At 69.0% G+C, this 17,821-nt stretch carries 13 protein-coding genes and 1 pseudogene; 6 read left to right on the forward strand and 8 right to left on the reverse strand.

The features are described from left to right. Nucleotides 1-705 precede the first annotated feature (705 nt). Nucleotides 706-2,283 (reverse strand): amidohydrolase family protein, encoded by a 1,578-nt coding sequence (locus tag VLF18_RS20470; protein WP_325281483.1) that lies wholly within the window; start codon nucleotides 2,281-2,283, stop codon nucleotides 706-708. Between the two features lie 367 nt (nucleotides 2,284-2,650). Further along, nucleotides 2,651-2,935: a hypothetical protein gene (locus VLF18_RS20475; protein WP_325281484.1), complete on the reverse strand. Its 285-nt coding sequence runs from the start codon at nucleotides 2,933-2,935 to the stop codon at nucleotides 2,651-2,653. A 94-nt stretch (nucleotides 2,936-3,029) separates the two neighbouring features. On the opposite strand from VLF18_RS20475, the gene VLF18_RS20480 reads away from it, so the two are divergent. Continuing rightward, nucleotides 3,030-3,473, forward strand: a complete 444-nt coding sequence (locus tag VLF18_RS20480) for a hypothetical protein (RefSeq protein ID WP_325281485.1) — start codon at nucleotides 3,030-3,032, stop codon at nucleotides 3,471-3,473. A 17-nt stretch (nucleotides 3,474-3,490) separates the two neighbouring features. On the opposite strand, the gene VLF18_RS20485 is transcribed toward VLF18_RS20480, so the two are convergent. Next, entirely contained in the window at nucleotides 3,491-5,881 is a 2,391-nt protein-coding gene (locus VLF18_RS20485) for an ABC transporter permease (RefSeq protein ID WP_325281486.1), read from the reverse strand. Then, nucleotides 5,878-6,663: pseudogene (locus VLF18_RS20490) on the reverse strand (ABC transporter ATP-binding protein). Before VLF18_RS20490 ends, VLF18_RS20485 begins: the two are co-directional and overlap by 4 nt. Nucleotides 6,664-6,692: 29 nt before the next feature. On the opposite strand from VLF18_RS20490, the gene VLF18_RS20495 reads away from it, so the two are divergent. Then, nucleotides 6,693-7,280, forward strand: coding sequence for a helix-turn-helix domain-containing protein (locus VLF18_RS20495; RefSeq protein ID WP_325281487.1), 588 nt, complete (start codon nucleotides 6,693-6,695; stop codon nucleotides 7,278-7,280). 127 nt (nucleotides 7,281-7,407) lie between these two features. Here the strand turns inward: VLF18_RS20495 and VLF18_RS20500 are convergent, their stop codons facing one another. After that, nucleotides 7,408-9,318: a choice-of-anchor X domain-containing protein gene (locus tag VLF18_RS20500; protein ID WP_325281488.1), complete on the reverse strand. Its 1,911-nt coding sequence runs from the start codon at nucleotides 9,316-9,318 to the stop codon at nucleotides 7,408-7,410. 353 nt (nucleotides 9,319-9,671) lie between these two features. On the opposite strand from VLF18_RS20500, the gene VLF18_RS20505 reads away from it, so the two are divergent. Next, on the forward strand, nucleotides 9,672-10,940 hold the full coding sequence (locus VLF18_RS20505) for a M36 family metallopeptidase (RefSeq protein ID WP_325281489.1): 1,269 nt from the start codon (nucleotides 9,672-9,674) through the stop codon (nucleotides 10,938-10,940). A 30-nt stretch (nucleotides 10,941-10,970) separates the two neighbouring features. Next, entirely contained in the window at nucleotides 10,971-11,387 is a 417-nt protein-coding gene (locus VLF18_RS20510) for a M36 family metallopeptidase (protein WP_325281490.1), read from the forward strand. Here VLF18_RS20510 and bla read toward each other — a convergent pair. Both bla and VLF18_RS20520 read right to left on the reverse strand, forming a co-directional pair. Next, complete coding sequence (gene bla / locus VLF18_RS20515; RefSeq protein WP_325281491.1) at nucleotides 11,359-12,273, reverse strand: subclass B3 metallo-beta-lactamase; 915 nt, start codon at nucleotides 12,271-12,273, stop codon at nucleotides 11,359-11,361. The two genes, VLF18_RS20510 and bla, sit on opposite strands and share 29 nt — an antisense overlap. 297 nt (nucleotides 12,274-12,570) lie before the next feature. Continuing rightward, nucleotides 12,571-13,569 carry an aldo/keto reductase gene (locus VLF18_RS20520; RefSeq protein WP_325281492.1) on the reverse strand — a complete coding sequence of 333 codons (999 nt, stop codon included), beginning with the start codon at nucleotides 13,567-13,569 and terminating at the stop codon, nucleotides 12,571-12,573. 243 nt (nucleotides 13,570-13,812) lie between these two features. On the opposite strand from VLF18_RS20520, the gene VLF18_RS20525 reads away from it, so the two are divergent. After that, complete coding sequence (locus VLF18_RS20525; RefSeq protein WP_325281493.1) at nucleotides 13,813-14,751, forward strand: AraC family transcriptional regulator; 939 nt, start codon at nucleotides 13,813-13,815, stop codon at nucleotides 14,749-14,751. 84 nt (nucleotides 14,752-14,835) lie between these two features. On the opposite strand, the gene VLF18_RS20530 is transcribed toward VLF18_RS20525, so the two are convergent. Beyond that, nucleotides 14,836-15,789, reverse strand: a complete 954-nt coding sequence (locus VLF18_RS20530) for a bifunctional helix-turn-helix transcriptional regulator/GNAT family N-acetyltransferase (RefSeq protein WP_325281494.1) — start codon at nucleotides 15,787-15,789, stop codon at nucleotides 14,836-14,838. A gap of 343 nt (nucleotides 15,790-16,132) precedes the next feature. On the opposite strand from VLF18_RS20530, the gene VLF18_RS20535 reads away from it, so the two are divergent. Next, nucleotides 16,133-17,737 carry a VCBS repeat-containing protein gene (locus VLF18_RS20535; RefSeq protein ID WP_325281495.1) on the forward strand — a complete coding sequence of 535 codons (1,605 nt, stop codon included), beginning with the start codon at nucleotides 16,133-16,135 and terminating at the stop codon, nucleotides 17,735-17,737. Nucleotides 17,738-17,821: the final 84 nt, after the last annotated feature.

The raw sequence follows: 17,821 nt of genomic DNA on the forward strand, positions 1-17,821 counted from the left end.
CGCTTCGAGCAGGCTGCGGCGGTCATGAATTGAATCGGCTTCGGAGCGTGCGGTGGCGCAATGCCCTTCGGTTATTGCGCCCTACGTGCGACGTTCCGGAGTAGGGCGCACTAAGCGCAGCGCATTGCGCCGGAAAACGAAACCCGGAGATCAAAGCAACTCCGGCCTCGCCGAAGCACCGCTTCGAGCAGGCTGCGGCGGTCATGAATTGAATCGGCTTCGGAACGTGCGGTGGCGCAATGCCCTCCGGTTATTGCGCCCTACGTGCGACGTTCCGGAGTAGGGCGCACTAAGCGCCGCGCATTGCGCCGGAAAACGAAGCCCGGAGATCAAAGTAACTCCGGCCTCGCCGAAGCATCGCTTCGAGCAGGCTGCGGCGGGCATGAATTGAATCGGCTTCGGAGCGTGCGGTGGCGCAATGCCCTTCGGTTATTGCGCCCTACATCGGGTGGGCGGCTGTTCGCCCGGCTGCGCGTAGAACGTGCGGCGGCGCAATGCCTTCGGTTGCGCCCAACGTGCGCCGTTCCGGAGTAGGGCGCACTAAGCGCCGCGCATTGCGCCGGAAAACGAAGCCCGGAGATCAAAGCAACTCCGGCCTCGCCGAAGCATCGCTTCGAGCAGGCTGCGGCGGGCATGAATTGAATCGGCTTCGGAGCGTGCGGTGGCGCAATGCCCTTCGGCTATTGCGCCCTACGTCGGGGGCGGCTATTCGCCCGGCTGCGCGTAGTTCTCGATGCCGCGTTTCTTCTTCTCCGTCGCCACCATCTCGCGCACCTCGCGCAGCAGCTGCTTCGCATCGAACACGATGCCGTCCTTGATCGTGTAGTCGACGCCGCCGACGCGCGCGGGTTTGCCGTCGGCGCCGAGGCGGATATGTCCGGTGCCGTAGAGCACCTTGAGATTCGCGAGCGGGTTTTCCTTGATCACGGCGATGTCGGCGAGCTTGCCGGGTTCGAGCGAGCCGATGCGGTCGGCCGCGCCGAGTGCCTGTGCGCCGTTGAGCGTCGCCGCGCGGATCACTTCGAGCGGATGGAAACCCGCTTCGCGCAGCAACTCCAACTCCTCTATCGTGCCGAATCCGTAAATTTTATAGATGTATCCGGAATCGCTGCCGACGGTGACGCGGCCGCCGCGGTTCTTGTAGTCGTTCACGAACGCCATCCAGCGCCGGTAGTTGTCGCGCCAGGCGACTTCGTCTTCGGTGCCCCAGTCGAAGAAGAAGCTGCCGTGGTTGTCGCGGTTCGGGGCGAAGAAATTCCACAGCGTCGGCCAGGTGTAGCGGTCGTGCCATTCGGCGCGGCGTGCGCGCATGAGGTCGCGGCTGGCCTGGTAGATCGTGAAGGTCGGGTCGAGCGTGAAGTCGAGTTCGAGCAGTTCCTTGATGACGGCTTCGTATTTCTCGCTGCCTTTCTCCGCGGCCTGCGCCCAGAGCCGGCCGGCCTGGCCGAAGCGGTGCGCCTCGTTGCTGTAGTTGTAGTCGGCCGGGTAGTTCTGCACGGTCCTGTCGTCGAACAGCGCTTCGGGCAGGCCGTACCAGTGTTCCATCGTGGTCAGTCCCCAGCGCGCCGTGGTCAGCACGTTCACGCGCGAGACGTCGAGCTGGGCATGATGGCAGGCGCTGCGCATGCCCTGTTTCCCGAGTTCCTCGAATGCGGCCTGCAGCACGTCGGGGCGATAGCCGAAGCACTTCATGCCGACGGCGCCTTTCTTCTTCATGTCGCGCACCCACTCGCGCGCTTCCTCGGGCGTCGTCATCGGCTTGTCGCGGCCCATGCCGAAGTAGGCATACGGAAAGATGCGCGGCGCGGCGGTCGCGTTGGCCTCGCTGCGGCGGGCTTCTTTCGCGCACCAGTCGATGCCGTTGCCGCAGGCCGGATCGCGCACGGTCGTGATGCCGTGGCCCATCCATAATTTGTACACATAGTCGGCGCTGACGCCCTGCTCGTCGCCGCCGATGTGGCCGTGCAGGTCGACGATGCCGGGCATCACGTAATGGCCGGCGAGATCCATTTCGCGGCCGCCGTTCTTGAGCTTGGGCCGGTCGTCCGGTTTGATCGACTGGATGTCGGCGCCGACCATGCGGATCTCGACGATGCGGTTGCCTTCGATGACGACGTCGGCCGGGCCGTAGGCCGGACTGCCGGTGCCGTTGATCACGTTGACGCCGCGCAGGATCAACTGCGTATACGGCCCGTCGCCGCTCTGTCGATCGGCACCCGGCGCGATCGCAGCGAACGCCGGCGCGGCGAACAGGGGCAGGGCGGCAAGCAGCAGGCGTTTCATCGAGGCTCCGCGGTCGCGTGGTATCGGTCCTTCATCTGGCTTGAGTGTCGAGGCAGCCGCGTGTGCCGGATGTCATGGGGTCGGGAATGGGGAGCGCGGAATCGTCAGAGCGGGGTGCACCTGGCTTTAGCCCTCTCCTCCAAGCCTGCCTGGAGGAGAGGGTGGGGTGAAGGGGAGAAGCGTCAGCTGAAATGCGCTGTCAGGTTGTCGCGATGGCATTGCGATTCGCCGCGAGAACCAGGCACCGCGCACGCGGCACCTTCTCCCCCTCGCCCCAGCCCGCTCTCCCGACGCCGTCGGGGTGAGGGCGCAGTGCGTCAGTTCTGTGGTTGCGATTTCCCGCCTCCCATTCCCGATTCCCGGCCCCTCACCCATCCGACAGCCGATGGCTGTCCACCGCACCCAGATCCAGCCCATAGACCTTCTTCAGATCCTGGATGCGCTTGAGCGTCGCCGGCGAGAACGGCGCCTTGTTCTCCAGCGCGTGCAGCGCGACGCCTTCGAGCAGGTCGCCGAGCGACAGGTCGAGGTATTCGGCGAGGCCCTTGAGCACCTTGAGCAGGCGCTTTTCGAGGCGCACGCCGGTCTGCACGCGCTCGATCTCGACGGCGGCGGCCTTCGCGGCCTTGGCGGGTTTCCGGCTCGTGGCCATTGCAACGGTCTCCTTGGCGTGCCCGTCACTTTACCAGTCATGCTCTGATTCCGTATCATGGTTGATATGTACCACGGTAACAAGGCTGTCCGGCATGACCATGACCACGATGAGCGCCGAATCCGGCTTCGAACTGGGCTTGTCCGCGGACGACGCCTTGCCGCTGTTCACGGCGCAGGGCGAGCGCCGCTGGGTGCCGGGCTGGGAACCGGAGATGGTCGGTGACGGCGGGCCGGGCAGCGCGTTCGTCACGCGCATGAACGGCACGGAGACGAGCTGGGTCGTCATCGACTACGACGTCGCGCGCGGCATCGCGCGCTATGCGCGCTGGGTCGCCGGCGTGCAGGCCGGACTCGTCGAGGTGCGATGCGCACCGCTCGCCGCCGATCGCTGCGCGGTGCGCGTGCGCTATGCGTTGACGCCGCTGTCGCCCGAATCCGTCGCGGCCGTGGCCGGATTTCTCGAACCCGACCGCTTCGCGGGTTCGATCGCGGGTTGGAAGCGGCTGATCGTCGAAGCCGGACTCGCCGCGGACTGAGCGCGGAGAGTCTCGATTCAAAGCCCGTCGCGGCGCAGTGCTTCGACGACGCTGAGTTTCGCGGCGCTGCGCGCGGGCAGCAGGCAGGCGAGTACGGCGGCCGGCAGCAGCAGCGCGGCCCAGAGCAGGCTGCCGGCCGGCGACAGTCGCAGCGGCAGCGGCATGCCGGCGAGGTTGTCGAGCAGCGGCGCGATCGCCGCGGTCGCCGCGAGCGACAGCGGCAGCGCGAGCGCAAGACTCAGCAGCGCGGCGAACACGGCTTCGTAGAGCACGCTGCGCAGGATCGTCGCCGGCGTCGCGCCGATCGCGGCGAGCACGCCGAATTCGCGGCGCCGGTCGATGACGGCCGCGCTCGCGGCCGCCGCGAGTCCGGCGAGTCCGACGACGGCCATGATCACGGCGACCGCGCGCAGCACGAGCAGCAGGATGCCCAGGTGCGCCCATTGGCTTTCGCCGACGTCGGCATTGTCGATCACGGCGGAGACGGCGATGCCGGCGCCTTCGAGCGTCTTCCGCACGATGGCGGCGTCGCCGGCGCGACCGTCGCGGTACGCAAGCCGCAGCGACGACACCGCCGTGGCGTCGCCGGGCGCGGCGAGCGCGTAGGCGCCGGGCGTCGTGTAGATCGACGCACCTGCCATGACTTCGCGTGCGATGCCGACGACCTGCGCGCGCAGATGGCCGTCGGGGCCGCGCAGGTCGAGCCAGTCGCCGACGCGCGTGCCGGCGAAGGTCGTCGATGCGGCGACGCTGTTGAGCACGATCGCGTGCGTGTCGCCGGTCGCGAGCCAGCGGCCCTCGGTGATCGGCAGTGCGAGGAAGTCCGAACCGTCCGGCACGGCGCGCAGACGCACCGCGCCGTGACCGCCGTCGGCATGGGCGCCGGTCACGAACAGCGCGTCGCCGTCGTCGGCCGCGACCATCGTCGACGGCCAGCTTTCGACGGCACGCAGCCCCGGCACGCCGGCCAGCGCGCGTCGCACCGCGGCGCTGTCGACCGGTTCCTGCAGCGCGATGCGCTGCTGGAAATTCCATTGCCGCGCGGCGTCGGCCATGACCGCGTACCAGCCGCTGCGCAGGTTCGCATTCGCGAGGAACAGCGCGCCGGCCGCGCCGAGCAGCGCGAGGTTGAGCACGAGCCGCACGCGCCGCCGCCAGAGATTGCGCCAGGCCAGCGTCAGCGCCGGCGCGCCCGCAAAGCGCGCGGCGAACGCCGTGCGCTGCGCGTCGCGCGGACTGGCGATGCCGTGATCGTCGAGCGCCGCGCGCACCGGACGCCGCGCCGCGGCGAATACGGGAATCGCGGCGGCGAGCACCGGCAGCGCGACGCCGGTCGCGAGCGACAGCAGCGACGGCGCGAGCGCGAGTCCGCGCGCGACGATGCGCAGGTTCAGATGCTGCGCGCTGTGCAGCGCGAGATGCAGTCCGGCGCCATAACCGAGGAACAGGCCGATCGCGCTCGCGACGAGCGCGAGGCCGGCGATCAGCGCGAGATAGGGCAGGGCGAGCATCCACGGCGTCGCGCCGAGGCTCTGCTGGACCGCGATCGCGCGCGACTGCTGCGCGAGCAGGCCGCCGACGACCGCGGCGCAGAGCACCGCGGCGAGCACGACCGCGAGCACGCCGAATGCGAGCAGCAGGCGCAGCGCCGCCTGCATCTGGGTCTCGTGCGGATGCAGGCCCGGCGGCGGAATGCGCACTTCGCGCACGGCGTGGCCCTGCGCGACGAGCTGCCGCGCGACGCCGGTCGCGCAGTCGCGGATCACCGCGACGGTCGGGGCGCCGGAACAGCGCAGCAGCAGCCAGTCGGGCGCGGCATCGATGCCGAGCGCGGCGGCCGTCGAGAACGAGGTGTAGGCGTAGACCACGCCTTCCTGCGACGCAGGTGCGAGCGCCGCATCGTGCACGACGCCGGCGTGACGCAGTGTCGCGCGGCGCTCGCCGTCGAGCAGCAGGTCGAACTCGGCACCGGCATCGAGGCCGAGCACGCCGCGCGCGCTGCGTTCGATCAGCACGCCGTTGCCGCCGGGCGGCCAGGTGCCGTCGCGCAGGTCGAACGTCGAGATCTCCGGCAGCGATTCGCCGCGGATATACAGCAGCAGCGGCCGCGTGCGTCCGTTCGCCGCGACGACGCGGCCGCTCGCGTGCGCGATCAGGTCGGCGCCGGCGACACCGGGCATCGCGCGCACGGCGGCGAGCACCGGCGCGTCGAGCCGTTCCACGCGCAGTTGCGCCGACGCCGCACGCGTCGCGGCGAAATTCGCCTGCATGCTGCGGGTAAGCGTGTCGCGCGCCGACAGCAGCGCGGTCAGGGCCGTCATCGCGAGCGCGAGCGCGGCGACGAGCAGCACGAAGCGGTCGCGCGCGAACCGGAATTCGCGCCAGATCTTGCGCCAGCGCGTGCTCATGCGCGCGCGCCGCTGTCGTCGGCGATGCGGCCGTCGCGCAGGGTCACGACGCGCGCGAAATGCGCGGCGATGTCGCGCTCGTGACTGACCGTGATCACGGTCTTGCCGTCGCGCGCGAGGCCGGCGAGCAGGGCGAGCGCGCGCGCCGAGTTCTCGCTGTCGAGGTTGCCGGTCGGTTCGTCGGCGATCACGAGCGGCGGGTCGTTGGCGAGCGCGCGGGCGATCGCCGCGCGCTGCTGCTGGCCGCCCGAGAGCTACTGCGGCAGGCGCGCGCCTTCGCCGGCGATGTCGAGGCGTTCGAGCAGCGCGTCGGCGCGTGCGCGGCGCTGCGCGCGCGGCACGACGCCGGCGAAGTCCATCGCGAGCAGGATGTTCTCGTGCACGGTCAGGCTCGGCAGCAGCTGGAAGAACTGGAACACGATACCGACCTCGCGGCCGCGCCAGCGCGCGAGCTGCGCGGTGGACAGCGTGCCGAGTTCGACCTCGCCCATGTGCACGCTGCCGTCGTCGGGCCGGTCGAGGCCGGCGAGCAGGTTCACGAGCGTGGTCTTGCCGCTGCCCGAGCGGCCGACGATCGCGACGCTCTCGCCGCGCGCGATGTCGAGGTCGACGCGGTCGAGCGCGGTGCAGCCCGCGGCGGCTTCGCCGTAGCGCCGCGAGACGTTGCGCAGTCGGATCAGGGAATCGGACGCCATCGGTGCCTGCCGGTTGTTCGCGGGTTCGGGCGGCGACGATACTGCGCCCCGCACGCGCTGCAGCATCGGCGCGGCGCTGTCCGACATTTCGATCGCGTTTGTTCGGGATCCCGCTCATGACTCACGCCAAGACCGATGCGCGGGCGCTGCGCTCGCGCGAAGCTCTGCTCGATGCGTTCGCCGGGCTGCTGCACCAGCGCGGCTACGAGCGGCTGACGATCCAGAACGTGCTCGACAGGGCCGGCGTCTCGCGCGCGACGTTCTACGAGCATTTCCGCAACAAGGACGACCTGCTCGCCAACAGCGTCGGCCGCCTGCGCGGCTGGCTGCAGCGCGAATCGCAGATCGCGGCGGCGAGTGCACCCGGCATGCAGCTCGGCTTCACGCTGCCGTTCTTCCGGCACGTGCGCCAGGCCGCGACGCGCGTGCACGCACCCGGCGTGCAGCTGGCGGTCGAGAAGCACATGCGCCTGCTGCTCTGCGAACTCGTGCGCGACGAACTGCGCGCGCAGCCGCAGGCGGCGCGGCTGCGCGAGGCGGAGATCGAAGCGGTCGTGCAGCACGTCGCCGGCGCGCTGTCGAACGTGCTGCTCTGGTGGCGCGAGACGCGACCCGAACTCACGCCGGAGCAGCTCGATGCGATCTTCCGGCTGATGACGCTGCCGGGGATTGCGGGCGTGCTGGCGGTGATGGCCGCCGCGTAATCGCGAAACGGGTCGAGTCCGTGGAACTGGCGAGGGTGAGGCGGAAACCCATCCCCGCCATGCCCTCCCCTTGAAGGGGAGGGTTTGTCCGCTTGTCTTTTACCGATTCCCTATTCCCGGTTCCCCCTCACCGCGCCGCGTTCGAATTCATCGTCGCATTGCGTGAGGAGTCGTTGTACTGCGCCGGATCGCGCATGCCGCTGGTGTGGCACTGGCCGCTCGTGTGTCCGCGGTTGACGCCGCCGCTGAGCTGGCCGTTGGCCTGCTCGGTCGTGCCGTCTTCGGGATCGCTGAGCACGAGGTCGGTCGCGATCTGGCAGTAGTCGTTCGTCCACCAGTTCGTCGTGCGGAACGCGGTCGTGTAGTAGTTCACCTTGGCGCGCGACGCGGTCGGGATGCCGGCGAGCCACGCGGATGCGCCGCTGTAGCTCAGGTTGTCGTTCGTGCCGCAGCCGACGCCGAACCACGAGCCGAGCGTGGCGAGGATGCCGGCGAGGTTCGTGCCCTTGTACGGCGTGCCGACGGACTGGATCAGGCGTGCGCCGGTCGCGTTGTCGAGTCCGCTCCAGTAATAGGTATACAAGTGCAGGGATGCCGCGCCGCCCTGGCTGTGGGCGACCGTGCCGAACGAGTTCCAGGTGCTGCCGAAGGTCTGCAGCAGGCGCGCGAACGCATCGTGGCTGCGGTTCTTGTTGACGTCCAGGAAGGTCGACGCGGTCGAGAACTGCGAGGCCGGCCAGACGCCGCCGGAGCAGTAGCCGTGCACGAGGATCAGGCGCTGGCCGACGCCCTTGGTCGCCTCGTTGCCGCTCGGGCGCGGGCCCATGCGCATGGCTTCGTCGATGCCCTTGGGCGCGGCGCCGAGCAGGCGGCGCGCGGGCAGGTCGAGCGCAAGCGTGCGCGCGCCGGCCAGCGTGACGAAATGATCGGGATCCTCGATGCGCAGTTCGCGCAGCTGATACGGCGGCTGCGCATCGGCGCGCGCGACCCAGCGCGGATCGAAGCCGAGGCCGAGTACGCCGTTCTTGTCCGGCGTGACCATGCCGCTGACCCAGGCGACCGGGCGTTCGTTGCCCTTGCCGTCGGTGCCCCAGACTTCGGCGTAGGCGCGATAGTGCTGGCCGGGCTTGTTCGCGACGGTCGGCAGGTCGATCGAGAGACGGCCGTCGGCCTGCGTGCGTGCCGATACGACCGATTCGATCGGCGACAGGCGCAGCGAGGCATCGACGACGGGCAGCACGTGTTCGGCCGAGCGCACGACGCGCTGGCCGTTCGCGTTGGTGCCGTCGGCCAGGACCTGGGCGACGTAGGTGCCGCTCTGTTCGGCGATGAAGCCCGCGCCGAAGAGACCGTCGCCGGCCACGGCGTCGGCATGCAGGCCGTCGTCGAACATTGCGTAGCTGCTGACCGCGCCGTCGGGCGCCGTCACGCGCAGCGTCGCCGAGGCGATGCGTGCGCCGCTCGCACGCGCGCCGCCGAGCGTCGCGACGACGTCGAGCTGCTGGCCGACGATCTGCCGGCGGTGCGCCGGATAGGACATGAGTTCGGTCGCCGTGTCGCCTTCGAGCAGCACGTAGCCGCTCTGCGAGCGGCTCGCACCGGCGTCGATGCGCAGATTCCAGGTGCCGGTTTCCAGCGAATCGAGCGCGTAGTAGCTGGCCGGAACGCGCGCTTCTTCGAACGCGAAATCGGCCGAACGCGCGCCGGTGCTGAGTTCCTGCGCCGGAATGCGGCGGCCGGTCGGCGACTGCAGCTCGAGCAGCCAGTCGCTGTTGTTGCCCGAGAACACGAGGAAGCGGACCTTGCCGTTCTCGACCGGCAGCACGTGCTGCCAGCCTGCGCCGCGTGTATCCATCTGCACCGGGATCAGCGCGCTATGGGAAAAGATCGCCGCGTCGGCCGGATCGGGGACGCGCATCTGCGTGAACTCTTCCGGAGGCCCGGACAGTTGCTTGGGAATGGGATTGGCGAGCACCGCGAGCGGTGCGGCGAGCAGCAAGGACGAAACGACGGCCAACGTCAGGGGACTTCTGGTCACGGTTTTCCCTCCCAGGAACTGTGAGCTCGTGGATTAGTGCTGGTTCTTGCGGTATTCCCCGAATGGATCGACACCCTCCGCGAGCCGGAGGGGAACCGGCACGATATCCAAACGAACGTTCGATGCACGCCGCAGCGCAGCAAGCGCGCCGCGGCAGAAGCGGCTGAGACCGCTACGAGCCGATGTCGCTGGCCGACCCCGAACCGCGTTGGTGTTGCCAGGAAGCGCATCGCGCGATGACGCGCGCAGGGCTCGCGATCCGATCGCCGCGCCGGCGTCGCGGCACTCGGCGCTGCGCTTTGACGTACTCAGTCAGGCTCATGTCGGACGTGCGACCGGGGAGGGTCACGAACATGCCGTACATCACTGCACGACAGCCGGCGGCGGGCATTGCGCTCGCGCTGCTGGCATCGGTGGGCGCGCAGGCCGCGAGCTACCGCGTGTTTCCGGTGCCTGTCGCGAGCCCGGACCACGGCGCGCGCGTGCTGGCGACCAACCCGCACCAGCTCGACGCATCGCCGTTCGGCTGGCACGACACGAACGGCGTGGCCGGGGCCGAGTTCACGACCCTTCGCGGCAACAACGTAACGGTCTACACGGACATCGACGCCAACAATGCGTCGGACGGGCCCGGGCCGGACGGCGGTGCGGGACTGCTGTTCGACTTCGCGTGGTCGCCGGCGAATCCGCCCTCGTCGTACAAGGAGGCGCTCGCGACCAACGCGTTCTACTGGGCCAACATGCTGCACGACATCTTCTGGCGCCACGGTTTCAACGAGGCGGCGAGAAACATGCAGGCGAACAACTACGGCCGCGGCGGCGTGGGCAACGACCCGCTGATCGTCGAGATCATGGACGGCAGCGGCATCAACAACGCGAACGGCTCGTCGACGGCCGACGGCGTCAGTCCGCGTATCCAGTTATACGAGTGGAACGCTACCTCGCCGCGCCGCGAGGGCAGCTTCGATGCGACGACGTTCCTGTATGCCTACGGGATGGTGCTCCACGCGCGCATCGCCGGCACCAGCTGCAACGGCAATGCGGAGCGGCCGGCCAGCGGCTACAACGACTTTTTCGGAATTCTGCTGACGACGAACTTCGCGCATGCGACGCCGACTCAGCCGCGCGGGCTCGGCACGTATGTGCTTGGCCAGCCGGTCAACGGCACCGGCATCCGCACGGCGCCGTACACGACGGATTTCGCGTTGAACCGCTACACCTACAACGACACGCGCACGCTGGCCGTGCCGCACGGCGTCGGTTTCGTCTGGGCGTCGATGCTGTGGGAGGTGACCTGGGGCATGGTCGCCCGGCACGGCGCCAGCAACGACTGGTTCAACGGCAACGGCGCGGAAAACCGCATGCTGCGCCTCGCGATCCGCGCCATGCAGCTGCAGCCCTGCCAGTCCGGCTTCGTCGATGCGCGCACGGCGTGGCTGGCCGCCGACGACGAACTCTATGCGGGCGAAAACCGCTGCATTCTCTGGCGCGGATTCGCGCGGCGCGGTCTCGGCGCATCGGCCGTGCAGGGCTCGGCCGGCAGCAACAGCGACAACACCGAAGCGTTCGATCTGCCCGCCGACTGCGCCGACCTGATTTTCGACGCCGATTTCGATCCCTGAACAGCGACGAATGCGTTCTACTGGGCCAACATGGCCCACGACATTTTTCTATCGCCACGGGTCGCGCGGCGCGGCGCCGGCGGCGACTGGTTCGACGGCAACGGCGCGGAGAACCGCCTGCTGCGCCTGGCCATTCGTGCGATGCAGCGGCAGCCCTGCGAGGCGGGCTTCATCGACGCGCGCACCGCGTCGTTCGCTGCCGACATCGAACTCCCTGGCGGCGAGAACGCTGCCTCCTCCGGAGAGGGTTCGCGCGGCGCGGTCCCGGCGTGTCGGCCGCGCAGGGTTCGACTGCGAGCAACACCGACAGCACCGGCGCGTTCGACGCGCCGGAGGACTGCAACGGTCCGATCGTCGAGGACGGCTCCGAAGTCCGAGCGGCGGCGATCCGTCGACGCGACGGACCGCCGCGCCGGTCTCACGGTTTCGGCGCGCGTTCTTCCCTGAGGCGTGCGTCGAGCCTTTCGCGCGCGGAGTCGGCATAGCGCCGGCAGGCGCTTGCGTCGATGAACGGATCGGCTTTCGCGCCCTGGGCGCGCTGCGCGAGCTTTTCGTCGAACTTCGCGAAACCCGGATGCACCGTCACGAGAATGTCGCAGGGAAGTTTCGCGACGCGGTCGATGCTCGCGCGGAAGCTTTCAGCGATGCCGCCGTTGCCGTCGGCGCCGCCGAAGCGATAGGCGTCGTCGGAGACGGCATTGAGGCTGTCGGCGTAGACGAGATTCACGCAGTCGCCGCCGCTGCAGTCCTGCCAGCTCCAGGTCGTCGCGCCGGCGGTGTGTCCCGGCGTGTAGTGGGCGGTCAGCACGAGCTTGCCCAGGCGCAGGGTTTCGCCGTCGGCGACGCGCTGCACTTTGCTCAATTTTGGAAACCCGTTCGCCTTGTCGCCGAAACCGGCCTGCGGATCGTCCTGGGGCGGAACGCCGGCGATCAATGCGTCGGCGCTGCGCGCGCTCGCGATAACCGTTGCGCCGCTCGCGCGCGCGAGCGCGGCGACGCCGCCGACGTGATCGTAGTGCGCATGCGACACCGCGATGTACCTGATCTGGTCGAGACGAAAGCCGAGCGTTTCGATGTTGGCCGCGATCAGCGGCGCGGATTCGGGCAGGGCGCCGTCGAGCAGCACGAGTCCCTCGCCCGAATCGATGAGCACCGACGACAGTCCGCGCGTGCCGACGAACCAGCTCTTGCCGTGCAGCACGAACGGTGCCTGCGGCCGGTTCCATTCCGCGCACGACGAACAGTTCTTGGGAGAATCGGGCCGCAGCGGCGCAGCGGTAGCGGTGACGCAAGCAATGGCACAGAGGCCGGACAGCAGGGGACGCAGCAGCATCGAGGCGTTTCGCACGGAAAGGGGCCGCGATTATGCGGTCGCGCCGCGGGCAGGCCGCGGCGCGAAATGTGGCGAAATTCTGCGTGCGATGCGCGTCGGCGCTCGACACGAGCGCGTTCCGTCAACTCCGCCGCCGCGATGTCGCGGCTCACTGCAATCTACGGTTTCCCGTCACGACGCGCGGTCCGCTTTCGCAGGGTGCGGTGAGCGCGGCGAACCGCAACGTCGCGGTGTACGTCATGGCGTGTATCGGTCCCGCAAGCGGGTTTCGTCCATGTCGCCATCGCGACGCTGCAGTCACGCGTTCACTGTCGCCATGTTCGCCGCGGCGTAGCGCGTGCCGGAGACGGGGTGGCTCGCGAGCACGCCGGCGATTGCCTGCAGTTCCGCGCGGCTCAGCACGATGCGCGTCGCGGCGGCGTTCTCGTCGAGGCGCGCGATGCGGCGTGTACCCGGAATCGGCACGATGTCCTCGCCCTGGTGCAGCAGCCACGCGAGCGCGAGCTGCGCCGGCGTGCAGCCGCGCTGGCGCGCCAGCGCGGTCAGCGCGTCGACGAGCAGGCGGTTCACGTCGAAGTGGCCGGCCTGGAAGCGCGGGTTGTTGCGCCGGTAGTCGTCGGCGTCCAGCGCATCGGTCGAGGCGATCGCGCCGGTCAGGAAGCCGCGGCCGAGCGGACTGTAGGCGACGAAGCCGATGCCGAGCTCGCGGCAGGCGACCAGGGCGTCGTTCTCGACGTCGCGCGTCCACAGCGAATATTCGCTCTGCAGCGCGGCAATGCGATGCACGCCGCTCGCGCGGCGCAGCGTGTTGCCGTTGGCTTCCGACAGGCCGAGGAAGCGCACCTTGCCGGCCTCGACAAGTCGCGCCATTGCGCCGACGGTCTCCTCGATCGGCACCTTCGGATCGACGCGATGCTGGTAGTAGAGGTCGATGTGATCGACGCCGAGCCGGCGCAGGCTCGCGTCGCACGACGCCGCGACATAGCCGGGGCTGCCGTCGATGCCGAGAAACGCGCCGTCGGGCGCGCGCACGTTGCCGAACTTCGTCGCGAGCACGACGTCGTTGCGGCGCACGCGCAGGACTTTGGCCAGCAGTTCCTCGTTGCGGCCGACACCGTACATGTCGGCCGTGTCGAGAAAGTTCACGCCGGCGTCCAGCGCGTGATGCAGCACGGCGAGGTTGTCGGCCTCGTCGCTGGCACCGTAGAAATCGGACATGCCCATGCAGCCGAGGCCGAGGGCGGAAACGACGAGGCCGTCGCGGCCGAGCGCGCGGCGGGCGAGAGAGTGGTTCATCGGGAGGCTCCGGGGAGGGGAAAGTGGACAGAGGAGAAGAGTGAAACGAGTCGCTGCTGCGCTCGCCCGCTTGTCGTTTCTTCGTTCTCGCTACTGCCGCCGCAGAGTAGTCCCCGCGCGTCGCCGCGGCTTAGCCCAAAGCTGCGGCAGACTTGCCCGATCCTGCAATTCGCGGTTCGTCGCGGTCGTGCGCGCGCGAGGTCGTGCGCATAATCCGCACCGTCTCCGCTACCGGGAAACGCCGTGTCCGCCGCTACATCCACACCGAGCGTCGCCCCGTTCGACGGGTTCGCACCGCAGCGCGAGCTGGCCGACCGGATTGCCCGATTGACGCACGGCGACGGCCTGCATGCGACCGCGGTCGAGCCGCTGGTCCTGATCCGCATGTCCGAGCCGACGCAGCCCATCGCGTCCGTCTACGAACCCAGCCTCTGCGTCGTCGTGCAGGGCCGCAAGCAGGCGATCCTCGGCGACGAGGTGTTCGTCTACGACCCGCTGAATTACCTCGTCGTCTCGATGACCCTGCCCGTGGTCGGGCAGATCCTGACCGCGACGCCGGCGCAGCCCTACCTGTGCCTGCGCATCACGCTCGATCTGCGCGTGCTCGGCGAACTCGTGCTGCAGTCGCCGCCGTCGACGCCGCGGCCGACCGACCGCGCGCTATTCCTCGCGCGCACCGAACTGCCGCTGCTCGACGCACTGCTGCGCCTGCTGCGGCTGCTCGACTCGCCGCAGGAGATCGACGTGATCGCGCCGCTGATCCTGCGCGAGATCAGCTATCGCGCACTTTGCGGCGATCTCGGCTATCGCCTGCGCGATCTCGTCGTCGCCGACAGCGCGGGGCATCGCGTCGGCCGCGCGATCGACCTGATCAAGTCGCGCTACGCCGACGCGCTGAGCGTCGAGGAACTCGCCGATGCCGCGCACATGAGCGTGTCGGCGCTGCATCACCGCTTCAAGGCGGCGACGAGCCTGTCGCCGCTGCAGTTCCAGAAATCGCTGCGCCTGCACGAAGCGCGGCGCCTGATGCTGGCCGAAGGCTTCGAAGCCGCCGCCGCGGCGCACCGCGTCGGCTATGAGAGCGCGTCGCAGTTCAGCCGCGAATACCGCCGCCTGTTCGGCGCGCCGCCGCGGCGGGAGATCGTGGCGCTGCGGGCGCTCGGAGGGGCGGCGAGTGACTAGGAACTAGAGGGGCTGCGGGCGGACCTCGATTTTCTGGATCGTGCTGGCTGGTTTCCGTAAACGAAGAGCAGTGGTCAGGAACCCCTAATCCCTATTTCCCAGGATCATGTAGACATCCGACCGGCTGTAATGCGAATCGGGTTTGCGCTGCGGCTGATGCTCGAAGCCCATGCGTTCGTACAGCGTCAGCGCGGGTTTGAGGCGCGAGTTCGATTCGAGGAACAGCGTCCGGCCGTTGCGTTCGCGGAACACCTCGATCGCGCGCGCGAGCAGGCGGCGACCGACGCCGAGACCCTGATGGGTTTCGTCGACCGCCATCTTCGTGAGTTCGTAGACGCCGGGCGATTCGACCTTGAGCGCGCAGGTGCCGATGACCTGGTCGTCGAGCACGGCGAACAGCACTTCGCCGCCGCCGGCGATGAGTTCGCCTTCGGGATCCGACAGCACGCGGTGGTCGATTTCCTCGAGATAGAAATACTTGCGCAGCCAGTCGGCGTTGAGGCGATAGAAGTGCTCGCGCAGCGCCGGATCGAAGCCGACCACGCGCACGCGCGCGCTGTCGGTGGCCTGGCTGCGCGCGACGATGGCGGCGGGCAGGCCCGGATCGAGCACGGTCTCGAAGCGCGCCAGGGTCGCGAGCAGATCGATGTCGGCCGCAGCGCAGCGTTCGTCGAGTTCCTGCACGATGGCCTTCCACGCCGGACGTACGTCGCGCAGCACGTCGCGCGCGCGGTCGGTCAAGGCGAGGCAACGGCGGCGGCGGTCGGTCGGGTCGTCGACGACGGCGACCCATTCCTCGGCGACGAGCTTGTCGGCGAGCTGGCTGACCGCCGAGTGGGTCTGCCCGATCTGCGCGGCGATGCTGCCGACCGACTGCGGCCCCTGGTCGTGCAACAGGCGCAGCACCGGAAACCAGCGGCCCTGCAGCGGCAGCCCGCGCAGCCGGTAGACCTCGTCGGCCAGCGTGTAGAGCTGGTCGCTGATGGCGCGCAGGCGGCTGCCGAGCGCGAGCAGACCCAGGTCGGCGAGAAAGGTCATGGTGATGTCCCGGTATTTATGTAAGCAATAACATAAATACCTGTCGTGCCGTGGCGCAAGGCCGCTGCGCGGGGCAACGGCGCGACGAACGGTGCCCGATCCGATTTACGGGCCGGGCGCGGGGGCGGGATCATGGGTGTCCTGAAATGCGTCCTGAAATGCGGTCGAAATGCGTCGCCCAGATGCGCCGGAATCTGGGTGTCCTGAAACGTCTCCTCTGAAATGACAGGCAGAAAGCTGGGTGTCCTGGAATGCCTTGCCATGAAGCGGATGTCCCGGGATGCCCCCGAACGTTCTGGGTGTCCTGGAATGACATGCGTATCGAAAAGTTGGGTGTCCTGAAATGACAGGCAGAAAGCTGGGTGTCCTGGAATGCCTTGCCGGCGCGCTGGTCCTGGCGCTGGCCGGTGCGCCGGTGCTGGCCGCGGTGCCGGTGCCGGTGCTGAAGTGGAGCTATGCCGGCTGTACGGCCGGCGATTGCCAGACCGGGTGGTATGCGTCGCCGGCGGCCGGGGACATCGACGGGGACGGGCAGGTCGAGGTGGTCTGGGGCGGCCAGAATCTCGGCGCGTACAACGGTACGACGGGCGCGAGCGAATGGCAGGCCACGGCGGCGAGCCGCATCTGGCCGGCGATCGCGCTCGCGGATCTCGACGGCGACGGCACGCCGGAGATCGTCGTCGGCCGTAACAGCAATCTGCTGACGGTCTATGCGGGCAACGGCAGCGTGAAGAACGGCTGGCCGAAGAACCCGTTCGCGAACGGCGAAGTGCGCACGCTCGCGCTGGCCGATCTCGACGGCAACGGCGATCTCGAAATCGTCGTCGGCCGTGCGAGCAGCGGCGGGGATCGCCAGGTCAGCGTCTACGAGCACGACGGCACGCTGCGCCCGGGATGGCCGGCGCGGCGCGCGGGCGAGCCGGGGACCGGCGCGGGCATGTACAACGAGAACGTCGCGATCGGCGACCTCGACGGCAACGGCGTGAACGAGATCTACGCGCCGACCGACACGCACTACATCACCGCACTCGCGCCCAATGGCGACCAGCGCCGCGCGAGCACGATCTATGGTCTGTCGAATGGTCAGGCCAAGGTCTGGGCGCAGGTCGGCGTGCATGTCGACCAGGCGGCCGACCTGCAGGGCTTCGCGAACTGCGGTGTGCAGCATCGTCCCAATTTTGCCAATGCGGCGCCGGCGATCGGCGACCTGGACGGCGACGGCACGTTCGAGCTCGTGGCCCCGGGCGATGTATACAACTGCGCCGTCGGCGACCCCGACGGCGATCTCTACTACCTGCCGTGGATCCTGCGTCATGACCGCACGCGCTGGGCCGGCTCGGGTTTCGACTGGACCGTGCTGCCGCCGCAGGGCGCGAGCGGCGCCGCGCTGACGCAGGACTTCGGCGTGATCGAAAGCTCGGTCAGCAACGCCGTGCTCGCCGACCTCGACAACGACGGCCGCAAGGAAATCCTGTTCGCGAGCTACGACGGCAAGCTGCACGCGTGGTGGCTCGACAAGACCGAAAAGCACAGTTGGCCCTACGTCGTGCCCGGCAGCGGCTTTCGTTTCGCCGCCGAACCCGTCGTCGCCGATCTCGACAACGACGGCTGCGCCGAAGTGCTGTTCACCTCGTATCCGGAAAAGCGCGACAACTTCGTCGGCCGGCTGCACGTGCTGAACTGCCGCGGCGAAAGCCTGCACATGCTCGATCTGCCGGCGCCGCGCGGCGAGGACTGGAACGGCGGGCTCGGCGCACCGACGCTCGCCAATCTCGACGCCGACGCCGATCTCGAACTCGCCGCCGGGACGGCGCAGAGCGGCCTCGTGGCCTGGGACCTGCCGGGCAGTGCGAATGCGCGCGTGCTCTGGTCGACGGGGCGCGGCAGTCCGCTGCGCAGCGGCCAGGCGCTGCGTGCGGATCGGATCTTCGACAACGGTTTCGACTGAGACGCCGCCGGCGCCGGAGCCTAGGCGTCGTAGCGGATCGAGCGGATTTCGAGGCGCAGGTCGCCGGCCGGCCGCCGCCACAGC

This window comes from Tahibacter sp. (genome assembly GCF_035481375.1).
Classification (GTDB): domain Bacteria; phylum Pseudomonadota; class Gammaproteobacteria; order Xanthomonadales; family Rhodanobacteraceae; genus Tahibacter.

Excerpts from the sequence above, each read along its gene's own strand:
- VLF18_RS20530 (WP_325281494.1), bottom strand. The coding sequence starts at position 15,789 with ATGACCTTTCTCGCCGACCTGGGTCTGCTCGCGCTCGGCAGCCGCCTG.
- VLF18_RS20505 (WP_325281489.1), top strand. The coding sequence starts at position 9,672 with ATGCCGTACATCACTGCACGACAGCCGGCGGCGGGCATTGCGCTCGCG.
- VLF18_RS20480 (WP_325281485.1), top strand. The coding sequence starts at position 3,030 with ATGACCATGACCACGATGAGCGCCGAATCCGGCTTCGAACTGGGCTTG.
- VLF18_RS20510 (WP_325281490.1), top strand. The coding sequence starts at position 10,971 with ATGGCCCACGACATTTTTCTATCGCCACGGGTCGCGCGGCGCGGCGCC.
- VLF18_RS20475 (WP_325281484.1), bottom strand. The coding sequence starts at position 2,935 with ATGGCCACGAGCCGGAAACCCGCCAAGGCCGCGAAGGCCGCCGCCGTC.
- VLF18_RS20485 (WP_325281486.1), bottom strand. The coding sequence starts at position 5,881 with ATGAGCACGCGCTGGCGCAAGATCTGGCGCGAATTCCGGTTCGCGCGC.
- VLF18_RS20520 (WP_325281492.1), bottom strand. The coding sequence starts at position 13,569 with ATGAACCACTCTCTCGCCCGCCGCGCGCTCGGCCGCGACGGCCTCGTC.
- VLF18_RS20470 (WP_325281483.1), bottom strand. The coding sequence starts at position 2,283 with ATGAAACGCCTGCTGCTTGCCGCCCTGCCCCTGTTCGCCGCGCCGGCG.
- VLF18_RS20495 (WP_325281487.1), top strand. The coding sequence starts at position 6,693 with ATGACTCACGCCAAGACCGATGCGCGGGCGCTGCGCTCGCGCGAAGCT.
- bla (WP_325281491.1), bottom strand. The coding sequence starts at position 12,273 with ATGCTGCTGCGTCCCCTGCTGTCCGGCCTCTGTGCCATTGCTTGCGTC.
- VLF18_RS20535 (WP_325281495.1), top strand. The coding sequence starts at position 16,133 with ATGACAGGCAGAAAGCTGGGTGTCCTGGAATGCCTTGCCGGCGCGCTG.